This is a genomic window from Leclercia adecarboxylata, from assembly GCF_035787115.1.
GTDB lineage: Bacteria > Pseudomonadota > Gammaproteobacteria > Enterobacterales > Enterobacteriaceae > Enterobacter > Enterobacter adecarboxylatus_E.
In genome coordinates, this window is the sequence record NZ_JALKTL010000002.1 from 413,943 (window position 1) to 431,083 (window position 17,141).

The window sequence follows — 17,141 nt, forward strand, 5'->3', positions numbered from 1 at the left end:
TTAAGGTGAATGCCAGAGATATATTAAAAGAGAGTGACTCTCACTCTTATTTGCTAAATTGCTTTGCGGGTTATGGGTACATAGTAAATCTGAGTAAAATTAAGTCAATTAACTAAAAATGAATTGCGTATGTACTTAAGATTAATCTTAAGTCCGATTAAGAAGAGAGGCCGTCATCGCTAAAATTTCAGGCTTAATGCTGGCCATACTTCTCTAATAAAGCTTCGGCGATGGCCATTGTTTCTTTATCAGCAACACCATTCCATATTTGCGGACGAAAATGCATCTGGAACGCCATAATGACGCGTTTCTGTTGTGCCGGAGAGATATTCTCAGGAACCTCATACCCGTAACGGGCTAACAGATCCAGCAATGCCCGGGGCTCTACCGGCTGCCAGGGCGATTGCCCGTTGAGATAAAATGCCACCCTTTCCGGGTCTGGCCAGGCACCTATCCCCTGCTGCGCCAGCGCTTGCCAGGGAAACAGCGGCCCGGGATCGTCCTTGCGCTGCGGGGCGATGTCCGCGTGGGCGACCACATTCTGCGGTTTGATGTTATAGCGCTGGATAATGTCCTTCGCCAGCGGGATCAGGGCGTCGATTTGCGCCGGTTCGAAGGGAACAAAGCGTTTCTGGCCGTCAATTTTCTGCCAGCCGCGGTTTTCCAGCTCAATACCAACAGAGGTGTCATTGATGCGCGTGGCGCCACGCCAGAAACTGACCCCGGCGTGCCAGGCCAGTTCGCGCTCCGGCACCAGCTGCCAGATGCGCGGTTTACCTTTATGCAGAGGCGGGATCGCCGGGATCAAATAGTGGGAGCTGACATTTTTATCGGTGAGGGTGGTCAGCGACGTGTCAAAATCGCCGGCGGTATAATGGATAACCAGCACCTTGATGCGCGGGTAAGCCGCCTGGGCCTGACGCCGGGTATCCAGCTCATAGGCCGTTTTCTCGACAATGCCTTTTTCTGCCGCACAGCCTGCCAGCAGCAGTGCCAGCAGGACGGGCGCAAATGCCTGCTTCATCGGCGCGTTTTCACCGCCGTACCACTGACGCTGACCATCAGCATGCTGGCGTCTTTGCCGACGGTTTCGTAATCGATGTCGATGCCCACCACCGCGTCGGCGCCCAGCGCCTTCGCCTGCTCACCCAGCTCCTTAAAGGCAATTTCACGGGCTTTGCGCAGCTCTTTTTCATAGGCACCGGAACGGCCGCCGACGATATCGCGGATCCCGGCAAAAAAGTCACGGAAGACATTAGCGCCGAGAATAGCCTCCCCGGTCACCACGCCACAGTATTCACTGATAGGCTGCCCTTCAAGCGTTGGGGTCGTTGAAAATTGCATCTTTGTCTCCTTTGAGCGTGTTAAGGCGCTAAGCGATTAAGAACAAAATCATTATCTGCTCGTTACGCTATGATTTAAAGGTTAGTTAATTATTGCAGCCTAATAAGGAAATCATCATGCGCTATTCTGCTTTGACGCTTTTAGTGCCGTGCGCGCTGCTGCTCAGCGCCTGCACGACGCCAGTCACCCCGGCCTTTAAGGACATCGGTACCCGCAGCGGCAGCTGTATTACCGGCGGGCCGGATGCCGTGGCTCAACAGTTCTATGACTACCGCATTTCGCACCGCAGCAATGACTTCACCGCCCTGCGCCCTTACCTGAGCGATAATCTGGCCCAGCTACTGAGCGATGCCAGCCGCGATCCGCAGCACAGTAACCTGCTGAAAGACGATCCGTTCTCCAGCCGTACCACCGCGCCTGAAAAGGCGGAAGTTTCCAGCGCATCGACCATCCCTAATACCGATGCGCGAAATATTCCGCTGCGCGTCAGGCTGACGCAGGGAAGCCAGACCTGGCAGGATGAAGTGCTGATGATCCGCGAGGGCCAGTGCTGGGCAATCGACGACGTCCGCTACCTTGGCGGCAGCGTTCATGCCCCGGCCGGCACGCTGCGCCAGTCCATTGAAAACCGCTAAACGGACGTGCTTAAGACCGTTTAGCCGTGAAAACCCCGTAAAATGTCTGGCATTTCGTGAGGAATGCCGACATTTATTCTCGCCGACATTGCCTTCCGCTATTTTGTGCTATGTTTAGGTATAGATACGGTTTATATTTAACTTTTAACGCAGTTATATTGCATAACTATTCTGTCAACGGTACTATTTGCGGCCTCAATTGCTATAGATTGCCTGGATGAGTAAAGACTGCCCCGATGAGTATTCAACTAAACGGCATTAACTGCTTTTACGGCGCACACCAGGCGCTGTTCGACATCACACTGAATTGCCCTGAGGGCGAAACGCTGGTTCTGTTAGGTCCCAGCGGCGCGGGTAAAAGCTCGCTGCTTCGCGTCCTCAATCTGCTTGAAATGCCTCGCTCCGGTACGCTGGATATTGCGGGTAATCACTTCAATTTTGCGAAAGCGCCTTCTGAGAAAGCGATCCGCGATCTGCGCCAGAATGTTGGCATGGTCTTTCAGCAATACAATCTCTGGCCGCACCTCACCGTGCAGCAGAACCTGATTGAAGCGCCGTGCCGCGTGCTGGGCCTGTCCAAAGAGCAGGCGCTGGCGCGAGCCGAGAAGCTGCTGGAGCGTCTGCGCCTTAAGCCCTACAGCGACCGTTATCCGCTGCACCTTTCCGGTGGTCAGCAACAGCGTGTGGCCATTGCCCGCGCCCTGATGATGGAGCCGCAGGTACTGCTGTTTGATGAACCGACCGCCGCGCTGGACCCGGAAATCACCGCCCAGATCGTCAGCATTATCCGCGAACTGGCGGAGACCAACATTACCCAGGTGATCGTGACCCACGAAGTGGAAGTGGCGCGTAAAACCGCCAGCCGTGTGGTCTATATGGAAAACGGTCATATCGTGGAGCAAGGGGATGCGCGCTGCTTTGCCGAGCCGCAGACCGACGCATTCAGAAATTATCTGTCTCACTAATCGAACCGAGAGAACGACAATGAAAAAAATAGTGATTGCCGCGCTGCTTGCAAGCGTTAGCCTCTCTGCCACCGCAGCTCAGACCATTCGTTTTGCCACGGAAGCCTCCTACCCTCCGTTTGAGTCTATCGATGCGAATAACAAGATTGTGGGCTTTGACGTGGATCTGGCTAACGCCCTGTGTAAAGAGATCGACGCGACCTGTACCTTTGCTAACCAGTCCTTCGACAGCCTGATCCCAAGCCTGAAATTCCGCCGTATCGACGCGGTCATGGCCGGGATGGACATCACTCCGGAACGTGAAAAGCAGGTCCTGTTCAGTACGCCGTACTATGAGAACTCTGCCCTGTTCATCGGTCAGAAGGGCAAGTACGCCTCTATCGACGCGCTGAAAGGCAAGAAAGTGGGCGTGCAGAACGGCACTACTCACCAGAAATTCATCATGGATAAGCACCCGGAAATCACCACCGTGCCTTACGACAGCTATCAGAACGCCCGTCTGGATCTGCAGAATGGCCGTATTGATGCCGTCTTTGGCGATAACGCGGTCGTGACCGAATGGCTGAAGGCCAACGACAAGCTGGCCGCGGTGGGCGATAAAGTGACGGATAAAGATTACTTCGGCACTGGCCTGGGTATTGCTGTCCGCCAGGGTAACACCGAGCTGCAGCAGAAATTCAACACTGCGCTGGAAAAAGTGAAGAAAGATGGCACTTACGATTCCATCTACAACAAATGGTTCCAGAAGTAAGATCTGATGAACGAAATTTTTCCATTAGCAAGCGCCGCCGGGATGACCGTCGGCCTTGCCGTTTGTGCGCTGATTATCGGCCTGGTGCTGGCGATGATCTTTGCCGTGTGGGAGTCGGCTAAGTGGCGGCCTGTCGCCTGGCTCGGCTCGGCACTGGTGACCCTGCTGCGCGGCCTGCCGGAAATTCTGGTGGTGCTGTTTATCTACTTCGGTTCCTCGCAGCTGCTGCTGATGCTGTCGGACGGCTTTACGCTCAATCTGGGCGTGGTGCAGATCCCGATTCAGATGCAGATCGAAAACTTCGACGTCAGCCCGTTCCTGTGCGGCGTGATCGCCCTCTCCCTGCTCTATTCCGCCTACGCCTCGCAAACCCTGCGCGGTGCGCTGAAAGCGGTGCCGGTGGGACAGTGGGAGTCCGGCCAGGCGCTGGGGCTGTCGAAAACCGCGATTTTCTTCCGTCTGGTGATGCCGCAGATGTGGCGTCATGCCCTGCCGGGGCTCGGCAACCAGTGGCTGGTGCTGCTGAAAGATACCGCGCTGGTGAGCTTAATCAGCGTCAACGACCTGATGCTGCAGACCAAAAGCATTGCCACCCGTACCCAGGAACCTTTTACCTGGTACATCGTGGCGGCGGCCATCTACCTGGTGATCACGTTGCTCAGTCAGTACATTCTCAAGCGTATTGACCTGCGTGCGACGCGTTTTGAACGGAGACCAGGCTGATGCTTGACTATTTACCCGAACTGATGAAAGGGCTGCACACCAGCCTGACGCTGACGGTGGCCTCGATTATCGTGGCGCTGATCCTGGCGCTGATTTTTACCATCATCCTGACGCTGAAAACGCCGGTGCTGGTGTGGATCGTGCGCGGCTACATCACCCTGTTTACCGGCACGCCGCTGCTGGTGCAGATCTTCCTGATTTACTACGGCCCGGGCCAGTTCCCGACGCTGCAGGAATATCCGGTGCTGTGGCATCTGCTCTCTGAGCCGTGGCTGTGCGCCCTGCTCGCCCTGTCGCTGAACAGCGCCGCCTATACCACGCAGCTGTTCTACGGCGCGATCCGCGCCATTCCGGACGGCCAGTGGCAGTCCTGTGGTGCGCTGGGGATGAGCAAGAAAGACACGCTGGCGATCCTGCTGCCGTACGCCTTCAAACGCGCCCTCTCGTCCTATTCCAACGAAGTGGTGCTGGTGTTCAAAAGTACCTCGCTGGCCTATACCATCACCCTGATGGAGGTGATGGGCCACGGACAGCTGCTGTACGGACGTACCTATGATGTGATGGTGTTCGGCGCCGCCGGCATTATCTACCTCATCGTCAACGGTCTGCTGACCCTGCTGATGCGACTGGTTGAACGCAGAGCGCTGGCCTTTGAGCGCCGTAACTAGAACTGCATAAGTTTGATTTAAAAAAGACGGGCAAGTCTCACCACTGCCCGTCTTTTTTATTTTTTAATTAATAGTTAATCATTTTTATTGCATACAAATTCATTCAATGGCATTGTAACTCCCAGCCGCAGACACGGCATATAATGACAAGATTGACAGACGGGAGCTTCACAATGAAAAAGTTAGTTCTGGCCGCTTTACTCGCAACCTTCGCCGCGGGCGCCTCTGCCGCCGATAAAATCAACTTCGGTGTTTCTGCCACTTATCCACCGTTTGAATCGCTGGATGCCAGCAATCAGATCGTCGGTTTTGATATCGACCTGGCGAAAGCGCTGTGTACCCAGATGCAGGCCGAGTGCACCTTTACTAACCACGCCTTTGACAGCCTGATCCCGTCCCTGAAATTCAAAAAGTATGACGCGGTGATCTCCGGCATGGATATCACCCCGGAGCGTAGCAAGCAGGTATCGTTCACCGAGCCGTACTATGCCAACTCCGCCGTGGTGATCGCTAAAAAAGGCCAGTACACTTCCTTTGAGCAGCTGAAAGGCAAGCGCATCGGCATGGAAAACGGCACCACGCACCAGAAATACCTGCAGGATAAGCATCCGGAAGTGAAAACCGTCGCCTACGACAGCTACCAGAACGCGATTATCGACCTGAAAAACGGCCGTATCGATGGCGTGTTTGGCGACACCGCGGTGGTGAACGAGTGGCTGAAAACCAACCCGCAGCTGGGCACCGCCACGGATAAAGTGACCGACCCGCAGTACTTCGGCACTGGCCTCGGTATCGCGGTTCGTCCGGACAACAAAGCCCTGCTGGAAAAACTGAACGGTGCCCTGAAGGCGATTAAAGCGGACGGCACGTATCAGAAAATCAGCGACCAGTGGTTCCCGCAGTAAGATTGTTGTGCCGGGTGGCGGCTTCGACTTACCCGGCCTACGAATGGTGCGGTTTGTAGTTTTGTAGGCCGGGTAAGCGTGAGCGCCACCCGGCGTTTTTATAACGGCACATAGAAGCGAAATCGTGCCCCTTTTGCCGCCTCCATCAGCCTGATCCCTCCCCCGTGCAGCTCCAGCATCCTTTTGACAATTAACAATCCCAGCCCGCCGCGATTATCCCGCGACGCCTGCTGGCTCAGCGCGGAAGGCCGCATAAAGAGCTGATCGCGCAGATGTTCATCCACCCCCGGTCCGCTGTCGTTAACCTCCACCTGCAATTGCTCGCCCTCCAGCCACACCTTCAGGCCAATCTCGCCGCCCGGCGGGGTGTGGCGAATCGCGTTATCCAGCAGATTGGTGACCACCCGCTCGATCATCGACAGATCGGCGTTGATCATCGGTAGCTGGCGCGGCACGTCGATATGCAAACGGATCTGACGGGTCTCCACCGCCAGGTCAAATTTTTGCGCCACGTCGGAGATCAGTTCCCCGATGGCGAAGCGCTCGCGCTGGGGTTTGATGCTGCCGTGCTCCAGGCGCGCCAGCTCAAACAGCTGCTGGGACAGATGGCGCACTTTATGCCCCTGGCGCAGGGCAATGGAGAGATAGTGCTGCGTCTCCTGGGCGGATAAGGTGCCGGATTTCAGCGACAGGGTCTCCAGATATCCCAGCAGCGACGTCAGCGGGGTGCGCAGATCGTGGGAGATATTGGCGATAAACTCCCGGCGCTGACGGTCGCTGTCGGCCAGTTGATCCCACTGGCTGGCGAGCTGCCGCGCCAGTTCGATGAAAGTATTGCGCAGCAGCGCCACTTCATCAGCGGGAGCGGTCTGTAAAGGCTGGGCGGCCAGCTGCTTAATAACGTGCATACTTTCGCGATCCAGGCCGCTTACCTCATCGGTCAGCTGCTTCACGGGGCGGGTCACCCAGTACCAGACCAGGCCGCCCGCCAGCGCGCCGAAAAGCGCCACCAGCAGTAGCGACCAGAGCACCGTGCTCCACAGCGTTTTCTGCCAGGCTCGCTCCGCCAGCGCGTTCAGCTCTTCTCCCTGCAAAATGATGTAGAGATAGCCGCGCAGCACGCCGTCCTGATGCAGCGGCACGGCGCTGAAGACCTTCTCTCCCGTCAGGCTGCGGGGATCGTCACCGTAGACCGGCATCATCCCGCCGCTCAGAAACTGTTGTACCGGCGCAACGGCCAGTTTTTGCCGTTTGATATGTCCCGGCGGCGCGGCGTCCGCGAGGATCTGCCCGTCCGGGGAGAGGATGTAGAGCTCCACGCTGGGGTTCCAGGTCATCAGGCGATCGAACAGCGGCTTGAGCCGGGTACGATCGACCTGCCCGTTGGCATCCAGTAAGGTTTCACGCTGGGCGATGTGCTGCGCCAGCCCACCGGACAGCCGCTGCACCATGGCGTTGCCGTACTGCATGCTGGTCCAGAGCTGCACCGCACAGGCCACCGCCGCGCAGCCCATCAGCAGCAGGATAAACAGCAGAGTGAGACGGCGGATCATAGCGGGCGTTCCGCAAAGAGGTAGCCTTTGCCCCAGACGGTGCGGATGATTTCCGGCTCGGCGGCGTCTTTCTCAATTTTTACCCGCAGACGATTGATGTGGGTGTTGACGGTGTGCTCGTAGCCTTCGTGCTGGTATCCCCACACCTGTTCGAGCAGGGCCAGCCGGGAGAAGACTTCCCCGGGATGGCGGGCAAAAAAGTAGAGCAGATCGAACTCGCGCGGCGTCAGGTCTACAACTTCCCCGCGCAGCAGAACGCTGCGGGCCAGCGGATCGATGGTCAGGCCGTGGGCATTAATCAGCCCGGGCGCTTGCTGCCCCATCGCCTGCTGACGGCGGAACAGCGCCCGAATGCGCGCCACCAGCTCCTGCACCGAAAAAGGTTTGGCCAGGTAGTCATCGGCGCCGGTTTCAAGGCCCAGAATACGCTCGGTTTCGCTGCTGCGGGCGCTGATGATGATCACCGGCAGATAGTGGTCCCGGGCGCGGATCGCCCGGCAGAGGGTCAGCCCGTCAACGTTGGGCAGCATCAGATCGAGGATCACCGCATCCCAGTGGGATTGCGCGAGCAGCTGCTGCGCCCTGCCCCCGTCCGCCTCGTGGGTAATGACGTAACCTTCGTCTTCTAAATTGAGTCGCAGTAACGCGGCGATATCGCCGTCATCTTCTACCAGCAGGATCTGCTTCATCGGTCAGCCTTATCGAATCTTAACAGCTAAAGCTTACCTGATTTCGGAGGCGGGAAACGTTCACATTTTGTTTAAGATTATGCGCGCAGATCCCCTCACCCTGACCCTCTCCCCATAGGGGAGAGGGAATAAGCCGCGGATTCCCTTACCCTGACCCTTTCCCCACAGGGGAGAGGGAATAAACCGCGGATCCCCTCACCCTGACCCTTTCCCCATAGGGGAGAGGGAATAAACCGCGGATCCCCTTACCCTGACCCTCTCTCCATAGGGGAGAGGGAATAAACCGCGGATCCCCTTACCCTGACCCTTTCCCCAAGGGGAGAGGGAATAAACCGCGGATACCCTCACCCTGACCCTCTCCCCGTAGGGGAGAGGGAATAAAGCATAGGCCCGTGCAAGCGTAGCGCCGCCAGGCAAGGTCTCAGGACTTAACTAACAGGGTCAGCACTTCATAGTGCGCGGTATGGGGGAACATATCGAACAGCTGCACCCGTTCAACCCGGTAGCCGGGCAGGTCTCGGAGATCTTTCGCCATGGTCTGCGCGTTGCAGCTGGAGTAGATAATAAACTGCGGTGCCATCTGGCTCAGGTAGTCGCACAGCGTCTTGCCGATCCCGCGACGCGGCGGATTCACCAGCACCAGCTCCGGCACGCTGCCCTGACCAGTGGCAAACTGCGTAGAGTCGAGCGCCTGAAAATGCAGATTCGTCAACCCCAGCTCAGCGGCGGACTGGGTGGCGCAGGCGATCGCCTCGGCGGAGATTTCAATACCCGTCAGCCGCATCTGCGGGGTGGCACAGTGCAGGCCAAAGCCGCCGACGCCGCAAAACAGATCCCACATATGATTAACCGGCAACGCGCGCACCCAGTCGCGGGCGGTAGCGTATAGCTGGCCTGCCACGGTCGGGTTGGTCTGGAAGAAGCTCTTCGGGCGGATCCACAGCGGTACGTCGTTAAAACGCTCCGCCAGCGCCTGGGCGTCGGTGAGGAAGATCTCCTCCTCGCCTTCCATAATCGCCATATGCACCGGCTGAATATTGGCGGTAATCACCTTCAGCTGGGGTAACTGCTGTTGCAGCCACGGCAGCGCCGCCCGCAGCTGGGGCAGCTTGGCCTCTGAGCGCAGCACAAAGCGCAGCATCATTCCGCCATCAAGCTGGCTTTCGGTGAGCAGCAGGTACTTCAGTTCGCCGCGCCTGCGTTCCACGTTATACGGCGTGAGGCCCGCGCGGGCAATAAAGGGTTTCAGGGCGGCAAAGATCGGGGCAAAGGAGGCCGGATAGAGCGGGCAGTCGGTCAGATCGACAGGAGTGCCGTCGCGGTGCAGCATGCCGAACAGCGGTTTTTCGACGCTGCCGCTGACCACCATTTTAGCTTTATTGCGAAACGCCTGCTCCGGCCCGCTGACCGGCGCGCACCACTCCGCCACCGGCAGGCCAGACAGCAACATCTGGAGGTCGGCCATTTTGGCGGAAAGCTGGGAAGAGACCGGCTGCGCTATCCACTGACAGGAGCGACAGCGGCCGGCGTCATAGAGTGCGCACTGCATAAAGAAACCTTAATACGTCTGGGGGCAGCGATTATACACGTTATTGCAGACGGAAAAACCGTCGGCTGGCCGCGGGAACAAACAGCAGGCCAAGCACCAGCAGGTCGGGCAGTTTTTGCATTACCAGGGTGTGGAATATCTCGCGCTTTGACTCGCCGGGGATGCTGAACAGCTCAGGGTAACCGTAGCCCAGCGACGCGGACCACAGATAGCCGGTAGCGACAACCTGGGTCAGCAGATAGATTATCCGCGCCCAGTTACGCCCTTTCACCAGCGAAAAGGCGCAGTAAATTTCGATAAACACCAGCATCAGGCTGGCGAGAAAAACCAGCGTCAGGTTCCACGTCTGCGCGCTGCGGTGAATAAACTCGCCCAGCCCGCGCATGCCCAGGGTGTTAAAAATCATAAACACATCAAGACAGCGGATCATGATAATGGCGAGCGCCGCCACCTGCACCAGAGCAGGAACGTTCAGACGGGCATGTGACCGGCTTGTTTTGGTGAAAAATCCCAACGTGATGTCTTCCATGAAACGATGCCGCGATAACGCGGCATCTCAATTACGCTGTTGCAAATTTTAGGTGCTTCAGCCGCGTCTTGCACGCTGGATATCGCGCTGGCGCTGTTTTTCAGACCGCGCCATCAGATACCAGGCAATTAACCCAATAATACCGACCACCCCCAGAATCAGCGTCGCCAGGGCGTTGATCTCCGGGTTGACCCCCATGCGCACGCTGGAGAAGACCAGCATTGGCAGCGTGGTGGCCCCTGGGCCTGAGACAAAGCTGGCTATCACCAGATCGTCCAGCGACAGGGTAAACGCCAGCAGCCAGCCGGAGATCACCGCCGGCATGATCATCGGCAGGGTAATGATGAAGAACACCTTCAGCGGTGTCGCCCCGAGATCCATTGCCGCCTCTTCAATGGAGTGATCCAGCTCGCGCAGGCGTGAGGAGATCACCACCGCCACATAGGCGGTACAGAAGGTGACGTGGGCCAGCCAGATGGTGAGCATGCCGCGATCGGACGGCCAGCCGATGGCGTGCCCCATGGCGACAAACAGCAGCAGCAGCGACAGACCGGTGATGACGTCAGGCATCACCAGCGGCGCGGTGATCATAAAGGCAAAGCCATTGGCCCCGCGAAAACGACCAAAACGCACCATCACTACCGCGGCAATGGTGCCAAGGATGACCGCCATCGTCGCTGCACAGGCGGCAATGGTCAGGCTTAAGCCCACGGCGCTCATCATCGCCTCGTCGCGGAACAGCTCGCCGTACCAGCGCGTCGACCAGCCCGCCCACACCGTCACCAGCTTCGAGCTGTTGAAGGAGTAGATCACCAGCATCAGCATCGGCGCATAGAGGAAGGTAAAGCCGAGCACCAGGATCAGGATCCGCCACGGCGAGCGCACTACCGGTAAGTTGTTCATCCGTGATCTCCCATCTGTTTCTGCTGATACTTGTGGAACCACATGATCGGCACGATCAGCAGCAGCAACATCACGATCGCCACCGCTGAGGCCACCGGCCAGTCGCGGTTATTAAAGAACTCCTGCCACAGCACGCGGCCAATCATGATGCTGTCCGGGCCGCCAAGCAGTTCCGGGATCACGAACTCGCCCACCGCCGGAATGAACACCAGCATCGACCCGGCGATTATCCCGCCTTTGGTCAGCGGCACGATGACGCTGAAGAAGGTTTTCAGCGGACGGGCACCCAGATCCAGCGCCGCTTCCACCAGCGAGTAGTCGATGCGCGTCAGGGCGGTGTAGATTGGCAGCACCATAAACGGCAAATAGGCGTACACAATCCCGATATAGACCGCCAGATTGGTGTGGAGGATGGTCAACGGCTGGTCGATAACCCCGAGCCACAGCAGGACGTTATTCAGCACCCCGTTATTTTTCAGGATCCCCATCCACGCGTAAACGCGGATCAGAAACGAGGTCCACGAGGGTAAAATCACCAGCAACAGCAGAATGTTACGCGTCGAGGGTTTACTGTGCGCCACCGCCCAGGCCAGCGGATAGGCCAGCAGCAGGCAGCAGAGGGTCGAAATAGCCGCGACCTGCAATGACTGCAGATAGGCGTCAAAATAGAGCTGGTCGTCGGTCAGCTGCAGGAAGTTACCGAGATTAAGGGTGATCGACAGCTGGCTGTCCGCCCACTCCAGCAGATCGGTGTAGGGCGGGATCGCCCGCGCCATCTCCGCCAGGCTGATTTTGAACACAATCAGGAACGGCAGCAGGAACAGCAGGATCAGCCACAGATACGGCAGCGCGATCACCAGCTTGCGACCGTGGGCCATCTGCATGCGCGTCAGCCAGCTGGTATTAATATCCGCCGCAACGCGGGTCGCAGGTTCAGGTTTGTTCATAGCCCTTCCTTATACCGTCAGCACAACGCAGCTATCGGCTTCCCAGCACAGGCGCACTTCGTCACCCCAGGTCGGCAGCCCTTTGCGGTAGCGGTATGTGTTCTGCAGTTGCGCGCTGATCATCTGCCCGCTCTTCAGGCGGACGTGATAGATAGAGAGATCGCCGAGATACGCGATATGCACTACCTCCCCCACGGCAAAGTTATAGCCATCGGCGGGCGACTCGTCGCAGAGGGTGATTTTTTCCGGGCGCAGCGCCACGTAGACCGGCACGTTATCCACCACCGAGTTATCCACCGCCACTTTCAGCGGGTGGATCAGCCCCGGGGAGTCGATCACCAGCCCGTCTTCATCACGGGTTTTCAGCAGCCCTTCAAAGACGTTCATGGAGCCGATAAATTCGGCGCTGTAGCGGGTGGTCGGGTGCTCATAGATCTCTTCCGGCTCGCCGATCTGCACGAACTTGCCGCGGTTCATGATGGCGATGCGACCGGCCATGGTCATCGCCTCTTCCTGGTCATGGGTCACCATGACGCAGGTGACGCCCACGCGCTCGAGAATATCCACCACCTCCAGCTGCATGCGGTCGCGCAGTTTTTTATCCAGCGCCCCCATCGGCTCATCAAGCAGCAGCAGTTTTGGCCGCTTCGCCAGGCTGCGGGCCAGGGCTACACGCTGACGCTGGCCGCCGGAGAGCTGATGCGGTTTGCGCTTCGCAAACTCCTGCATATGCACCAGGCTCAGCATTTCGGCCACCCGGGCGGTGATTTCCGCTTTCGGCAGTTTGTCCTGCTTCAGGCCAAAGGCAATGTTCTGCTCCACGGTCATGTGCGGGAACAGGGCGTAAGACTGGAACATCATATTGATTGGACGCTGATACGGGGGTACCCGGGAGAGGTCGACGCCGTCCAGCATAATTTGCCCGGCGCTGGGCTGTTCAAACCCGGCGAGCATGCGCAGCAAGGTCGATTTCCCGCAGCCAGAGGCGCCAAGCAGGGCAAAAATTTCACCTTTATAGATAGTCAGGCTGACATCATCCACGGCATTCTGACCGTCGAAAGATTTGGTCAGGTTACGGATTTCCAGCAGCGGGGTCAGCGCTTTACGGGTTTTCGCCTGCGGGCGGGGGATCGCGTCGTTCACGGGGTGCTCTCCGGCATCAATCAAAATGGTGCAGGCGCACCAGAACGGTGCGCCTGTTGCCGGGGGCGCTACGCTTGCCCGGCCTACATCACATCGTTATTTACCGCTTTTCACTTTCGTCCACGCGCGGGTACGTACGCGGTCGATTTTCGGCTCCTGCACGCTCAGGGTAAACATTTTGGCGCGCACGTCAGCAGGCGGATAAATACCCGGATTATCACGCACTTCGGCGCTGACAAGCTTCGTGGCCTCTTTGTTGCCGTTGGCATAGAAGACGTGGTCAGAGATGTGGGCGATAACCTCCGGACGCAGCAGATAGTTCAGGAACTGATAGGCTTCGTCTTTGTTTTTCGCATCGGCAGGCATCGCGAAGACGTCAAAGAACGCCATCGCCCCCTCTTTCGGGATTGAATAGGCAATATTCACGCCGTTTTTCGCTTCTTTAGCGCGGTTGGCCGCCTGCCACACATCCCCTGCCCAGCCGATAGCTACGCAGATGTCGCCGTTCGCCAGGTCGTTAATGTACTGCGAGGAGTGGAAATAGCGGATATTTGGACGCAGCTTTAGCAGCAGGTCAGTTGCCGGGCCGGTGTAGTCATCCGCTTTGGTGCTGTTCGGATCTTTGCCGAGGTAGTTCAGAACGGTGGCAAAAATCTCTTCAGGCGCATCAAGGAAGGAGACGCCACAGCTTTTCAGTTTTTCCAGGTTCTCCGGCTTCAGCACCAGATCCCAGCTGTTGACCGGCGCATCGGCGCCCAGCACCTGCTTCACTTTCTCAACGTTATAGCCGATACCGGTGGTAGCCCACATATACGGCATGGCGTATTTGTTTTCCGGATCGTGTTTGGCGATGAGCTTCAGCAGCTCGGGGTCGAGGTTTTTCCAGTCCGGCAGTTTACTTTTATCCAGCGGCTGGAAGACGCCCGCGGAGAGCTGACGCTCGAGGAAGCTGGCTGACGGCACGACCAGGTCAAACCCGGTGCTGCCCGCCATCAGTTTGCCTTCCAGCACCTCGTTGGAATCGAAGACGTCATAGACGACTTTAATCCCGGTCTCTTTCTCAAAATTCGCCACCGTGTCCGGGGCAATATAATCAGACCAGTTGTAGATATGCAGCGTTTTTTGCTCTGCCGCCAGCGTGCCTGCAGAGACCGCCATCAGCGCGCCCGCAACCAGACCCGATAACCATTTTTTATTTAAAGCGATCATAGCGTTAATCCTTCTGAAAGCACGTTAACAAACGCACTAAAAATGAACACTCTTAGCCTATGCAAGAAACGTGCATAATTTATCACTCCGCCTGCAGCAGAAGATGTTACTCAGGTGGCTGTATCTGCTCGCGTTTAACGGCATCGCAAGAATAAACTGTAGCTTGTCTCCGTAGCTATAGCTCAGACTAAAAAACGCCTTTTAACAATTTTTTATGCAAGAAGTATCTATGTGATAAGCCGAATTGGCAGGATGGCGGTGAATAATTCTTTAAAGAAAGGTTAAAGCCAGCAGAAAAGAGGGTGTTATGCAGCCGCCACAACAGCGACTGCCTAAATGTCAGACAGGGTTAGTGCAGAAAATTGCCCGCAGAATCAGGTTGCTCAACGGCTTCGTCGGTGTTGTAGAGCAGATGATGGGCGCTGGCTTCAAGCATCACCATGGAAATCTGCTCTTCGCTCTGCTGGATGAACGCCGCGAACTGCGGGAATGTCAGCCCTACGGTCACGGATAAAGACTGGCAAACCACCAGTTTTGGCAGATTATCATCCTGTATATCGAGAAATGCCTTCACCGTCAAAGAACTGGCATTGATGGCGGACAAATCCGATGCTAATGCCAGCAGTGCCGAAGGCTTAACCTCCGCCAGCGCGGAAAACAGAATGACATCATTGATCAGATCGAGCTTGGCATCGAACACGCCGTCAAAGTTTTGCATGTGCGGCAGATGCAGCGCCTGGCAGGTGTCGCATTCAAAAAAGCTGACGCCCATGTTGTCGAGCCAGTGGCGTAACGTATCAAGTGTCGGTACAACAAGTGAATCCATAACGGTGGAACCCCTTCAAAAATATAGTGCCTGGCCCGGGCAAAAATGCACAACAGGCCAGTTATCCGCCCGTTTTCAGGCAAAACTCCGGCGTGGCATGGCGTTCAATCCAGCCGATCATCTTCCCGGCGATATCAATCCCGGTGGTTTTCTCAATGCCTTCAAGCCCTGGCGAGGCATTGACTTCCATTACCAGCGGCCCGCGGTCGGCGCGTAAGATATCGACCCCGGCCACGTCGAGCCCCAGCGTTCTGGCGGCCAGCAGCGCTATCTCCCGTTCGCGCGGGGTGATCACCGCCACCCGGGCAACGCCGCCCCGATGCAGGTTAGAGCGAAAATCCCCCTCTTTCGCCTGCCGTTCGATGGCCGCGACCACTTCGTCGCCTACCACCAGGCAGCGAATGTCGCGCCCTTTCGCCTCTTTGATGTACTCCTGCACCAGAATGTGCGCGTTGAGACCGCGAAAGGCATCTACCACGCTCTCTGCCGCCTGGCGGGTTTCGGCCAGCACCACGCCAATCCCCTGGGTGCCTTCAACCAGTTTGACTACCAGCGGCGCCCCGCCGACCATCTCGATCAGATCGTGGGTGTCGTCGGGAGAGTGGGCAATGCCGGTGATCGGCAGGTCGATCCCCTGACGGGCCAGCAGTTGCAGGGAGCGCAGTTTGTCACGCGCCCGGGTGATGGCAACGGATTCATTCAGCGGATAACTGCCGAGCAGCTCAAACTGGCGCAACGCGGCGGTGCCGTAAAAGGTGATCGCCGAGCCAATGCGCGGGATAACCGCGTCGAAATGCGGCAGCTGGCGCCCTTTATAGTGAATGGAGGAAGCCGCCGGACTGATATTCATATAACAGGACAGCGGATCGAGGATTTCCACCAGATGGCCGCGCTGCTGCGCCGCTTCACGCAGGCGTTTACACGACCAGAGCGTTCCATCCCGGGACAATATGGCAATTTTCACCCTGCACCTCTCAGACATGATCTGGTAAAAGCCTGCGTATCATACACGCAGGGAGGCGCAGGATGAATGGACTTATCGCGTAGCCCAGCCCTGTTTGTGCAAATAGTCGAGAATAAACGGACGATTTTCTTTGATGATGGTGCGCCGGATATGGTCGCTCCAGGTATCGCGACGGTTATTGGTCGCGCGGCTGAGGTAGTATTGCGCCAGCTCCTCGTCGTACTGCGCCAGGACGTCTTTATCGACCGGCTGATAGTGGTTTTCATGCACCACCAGCGCTGCAGGCAGGCGCGGCTTGACGTCCGGGTTATCCGCAGGCCAGCCGAGGCACAGGCCAAACAGCGGCAGCACGTGCTTCGGCAGCTGCAGCAGCCCGGTCACCGCCTCGATGCTGTTGCGGATGCCGCCAATGTAAACGCCACCCAGCCCCAGCGACTCCGCCGCCGTCATCGCATTCTGCGCCAGCATCGCGGTATCCACCACGCCCAGCAGCAGCTGTTCGGCGAGCCCCAGCTGGGCCTCCGGGCAGATTTGCAGATGGCGGTTGAAGTCGGCGCAAAACACCCAGAACTCCGCCGCCTGGGCCACGTGCTTCTGCCCGCCGGTGAGGATCACCAGTTGTTCACGCATTGCCGGGTCGGTAACGCGAATGATAGAGCTGCACTGCAGAAAGCTGGAGCTGGAGGTGCCCTGCGCCCCGGCGATAATGGCCTCACGCTGGGCATCGCTGATGGGCTGGTCGGTAAAATGGCGAATGGAACGGTGCGAACGAAGTAGATCAATTACTGGCGTCATGCTCTCTCTCTGTACGGACATTACTGACAATATCGCCAGTATA

19 protein-coding genes are annotated in these 17,141 nt (G+C 57.5%); 6 read left to right on the forward strand and 13 right to left on the reverse strand.

From position 1 onward, the window contains the following. Positions 1–193: 193 nt before the first annotated feature. Together MXM41_RS09385 and MXM41_RS09390 are read right to left on the reverse strand one after the other, a co-directional pair. Positions 194–1,024, reverse strand: a complete 831-nt coding sequence (locus MXM41_RS09385) for an N-acetylmuramoyl-L-alanine amidase (protein WP_325931491.1) — start codon at positions 1,022–1,024, stop codon at positions 194–196. After that, positions 1,021–1,344 carry a heavy metal-binding domain-containing protein gene (locus MXM41_RS09390; RefSeq protein ID WP_325931493.1) on the reverse strand — a complete coding sequence of 108 codons (324 nt, stop codon included), beginning with the start codon at positions 1,342–1,344 and terminating at the stop codon, positions 1,021–1,023. Before MXM41_RS09390 ends, MXM41_RS09385 begins: the two co-directional genes overlap by 4 nt. Before the next feature lie 116 nt (positions 1,345–1,460). Between MXM41_RS09390 and MXM41_RS09395 the strand changes: the two genes are divergently transcribed. The 6 genes from MXM41_RS09395 to artJ all read left to right on the forward strand — a co-directional run bounded on the left by MXM41_RS09395 (position 1,461) and on the right by artJ (position 5,991). After that, positions 1,461–1,979, forward strand: a complete 519-nt coding sequence (locus tag MXM41_RS09395; protein WP_325931496.1) for a lipoprotein — start codon at positions 1,461–1,463, stop codon at positions 1,977–1,979. Positions 1,980–2,215: 236 nt separating this feature from the next. Beyond that, positions 2,216–2,944 carry an arginine ABC transporter ATP-binding protein ArtP gene (gene artP, locus MXM41_RS09400; RefSeq protein WP_039029538.1) on the forward strand — a complete coding sequence of 243 codons (729 nt, stop codon included), beginning with the start codon at positions 2,216–2,218 and terminating at the stop codon, positions 2,942–2,944. A gap of 19 nt (positions 2,945–2,963) precedes the next feature. Next, on the forward strand, positions 2,964–3,695 hold the full coding sequence (gene artI, locus MXM41_RS09405; protein ID WP_325931498.1) for an arginine ABC transporter substrate-binding protein ArtI: 732 nt from the start codon (positions 2,964–2,966) through the stop codon (positions 3,693–3,695). Between the two features lie 6 nt (positions 3,696–3,701). Continuing rightward, positions 3,702–4,418, forward strand: coding sequence for an arginine ABC transporter permease ArtQ (artQ, locus tag MXM41_RS09410; protein ID WP_325931500.1), 717 nt, complete (start codon positions 3,702–3,704; stop codon positions 4,416–4,418). Next, the gene (gene artM / locus MXM41_RS09415) at positions 4,418–5,086 is read left to right on the forward strand and encodes an arginine ABC transporter permease ArtM (protein ID WP_325931502.1); all 669 of its coding nucleotides are present in this window, start codon (positions 4,418–4,420) and stop codon (positions 5,084–5,086) included. The genes artQ and artM overlap by 1 nt, the downstream gene beginning before the upstream one ends. Positions 5,087–5,259: 173 nt before the next feature. Continuing rightward, the gene (gene artJ / locus MXM41_RS09420) at positions 5,260–5,991 is read left to right on the forward strand and encodes an arginine ABC transporter substrate-binding protein ArtJ (protein WP_325931504.1); all 732 of its coding nucleotides are present in this window, start codon (positions 5,260–5,262) and stop codon (positions 5,989–5,991) included. A gap of 98 nt (positions 5,992–6,089) precedes the next feature. Here the strand turns inward: artJ and MXM41_RS09425 are convergent, their stop codons facing one another. The 11 genes from MXM41_RS09425 to nfsA all read right to left on the reverse strand — a co-directional run bounded on the left by MXM41_RS09425 (position 6,090) and on the right by nfsA (position 17,098). Beyond that, positions 6,090–7,544 (reverse strand): sensor histidine kinase, encoded by a 1,455-nt coding sequence (locus tag MXM41_RS09425; RefSeq protein WP_325931508.1) that lies wholly within the window; start codon positions 7,542–7,544, stop codon positions 6,090–6,092. Beyond that, positions 7,541–8,233, reverse strand: coding sequence for a response regulator transcription factor (locus tag MXM41_RS09430; protein WP_325931510.1), 693 nt, complete (start codon positions 8,231–8,233; stop codon positions 7,541–7,543). The genes MXM41_RS09425 and MXM41_RS09430 overlap by 4 nt, the downstream gene beginning before the upstream one ends. Positions 8,234–8,654: 421 nt before the next feature. Beyond that, positions 8,655–9,782, reverse strand: coding sequence for a 23S rRNA (uracil(747)-C(5))-methyltransferase RlmC (rlmC, locus tag MXM41_RS09435; RefSeq protein ID WP_325931513.1), 1,128 nt, complete (start codon positions 9,780–9,782; stop codon positions 8,655–8,657). A gap of 40 nt (positions 9,783–9,822) precedes the next feature. Further along, positions 9,823–10,311 (reverse strand): YbjO family protein, encoded by a 489-nt coding sequence (locus MXM41_RS09440; RefSeq protein WP_325931516.1) that lies wholly within the window; start codon positions 10,309–10,311, stop codon positions 9,823–9,825. Positions 10,312–10,368: 57 nt separating this feature from the next. After that, positions 10,369–11,214, reverse strand: a complete 846-nt coding sequence (gene potI, locus MXM41_RS09445) for a putrescine ABC transporter permease PotI (RefSeq protein ID WP_312346554.1) — start codon at positions 11,212–11,214, stop codon at positions 10,369–10,371. Then, positions 11,211–12,161, reverse strand: coding sequence for a putrescine ABC transporter permease PotH (gene potH / locus MXM41_RS09450; protein WP_325931518.1), 951 nt, complete (start codon positions 12,159–12,161; stop codon positions 11,211–11,213). The genes potI and potH overlap by 4 nt, the downstream gene beginning before the upstream one ends. A 9-nt stretch (positions 12,162–12,170) precedes the next feature. Then, complete coding sequence (gene potG, locus MXM41_RS09455; RefSeq protein WP_325931519.1) at positions 12,171–13,304, reverse strand: putrescine ABC transporter ATP-binding subunit PotG; 1,134 nt, start codon at positions 13,302–13,304, stop codon at positions 12,171–12,173. Positions 13,305–13,400: 96 nt separating this feature from the next. Beyond that, positions 13,401–14,513, reverse strand: a complete 1,113-nt coding sequence (gene potF / locus MXM41_RS09460) for a spermidine/putrescine ABC transporter substrate-binding protein PotF (protein WP_325931521.1) — start codon at positions 14,511–14,513, stop codon at positions 13,401–13,403. Between the two features lie 349 nt (positions 14,514–14,862). Next, a complete protein-coding gene (locus tag MXM41_RS09465; RefSeq protein WP_325931522.1) occupies positions 14,863–15,339 on the reverse strand; it encodes a YbjN domain-containing protein in 477 nt (158 codons plus the stop codon). Between the two features lie 61 nt (positions 15,340–15,400). Further along, on the reverse strand, positions 15,401–16,303 hold the full coding sequence (rimK, locus tag MXM41_RS09470; protein WP_325931523.1) for a 30S ribosomal protein S6--L-glutamate ligase: 903 nt from the start codon (positions 16,301–16,303) through the stop codon (positions 15,401–15,403). Between the two features lie 72 nt (positions 16,304–16,375). Continuing rightward, positions 16,376–17,098 (reverse strand): oxygen-insensitive NADPH nitroreductase, encoded by a 723-nt coding sequence (nfsA, locus tag MXM41_RS09475; protein ID WP_325931525.1) that lies wholly within the window; start codon positions 17,096–17,098, stop codon positions 16,376–16,378. Positions 17,099–17,141 lie beyond the last annotated feature (43 nt).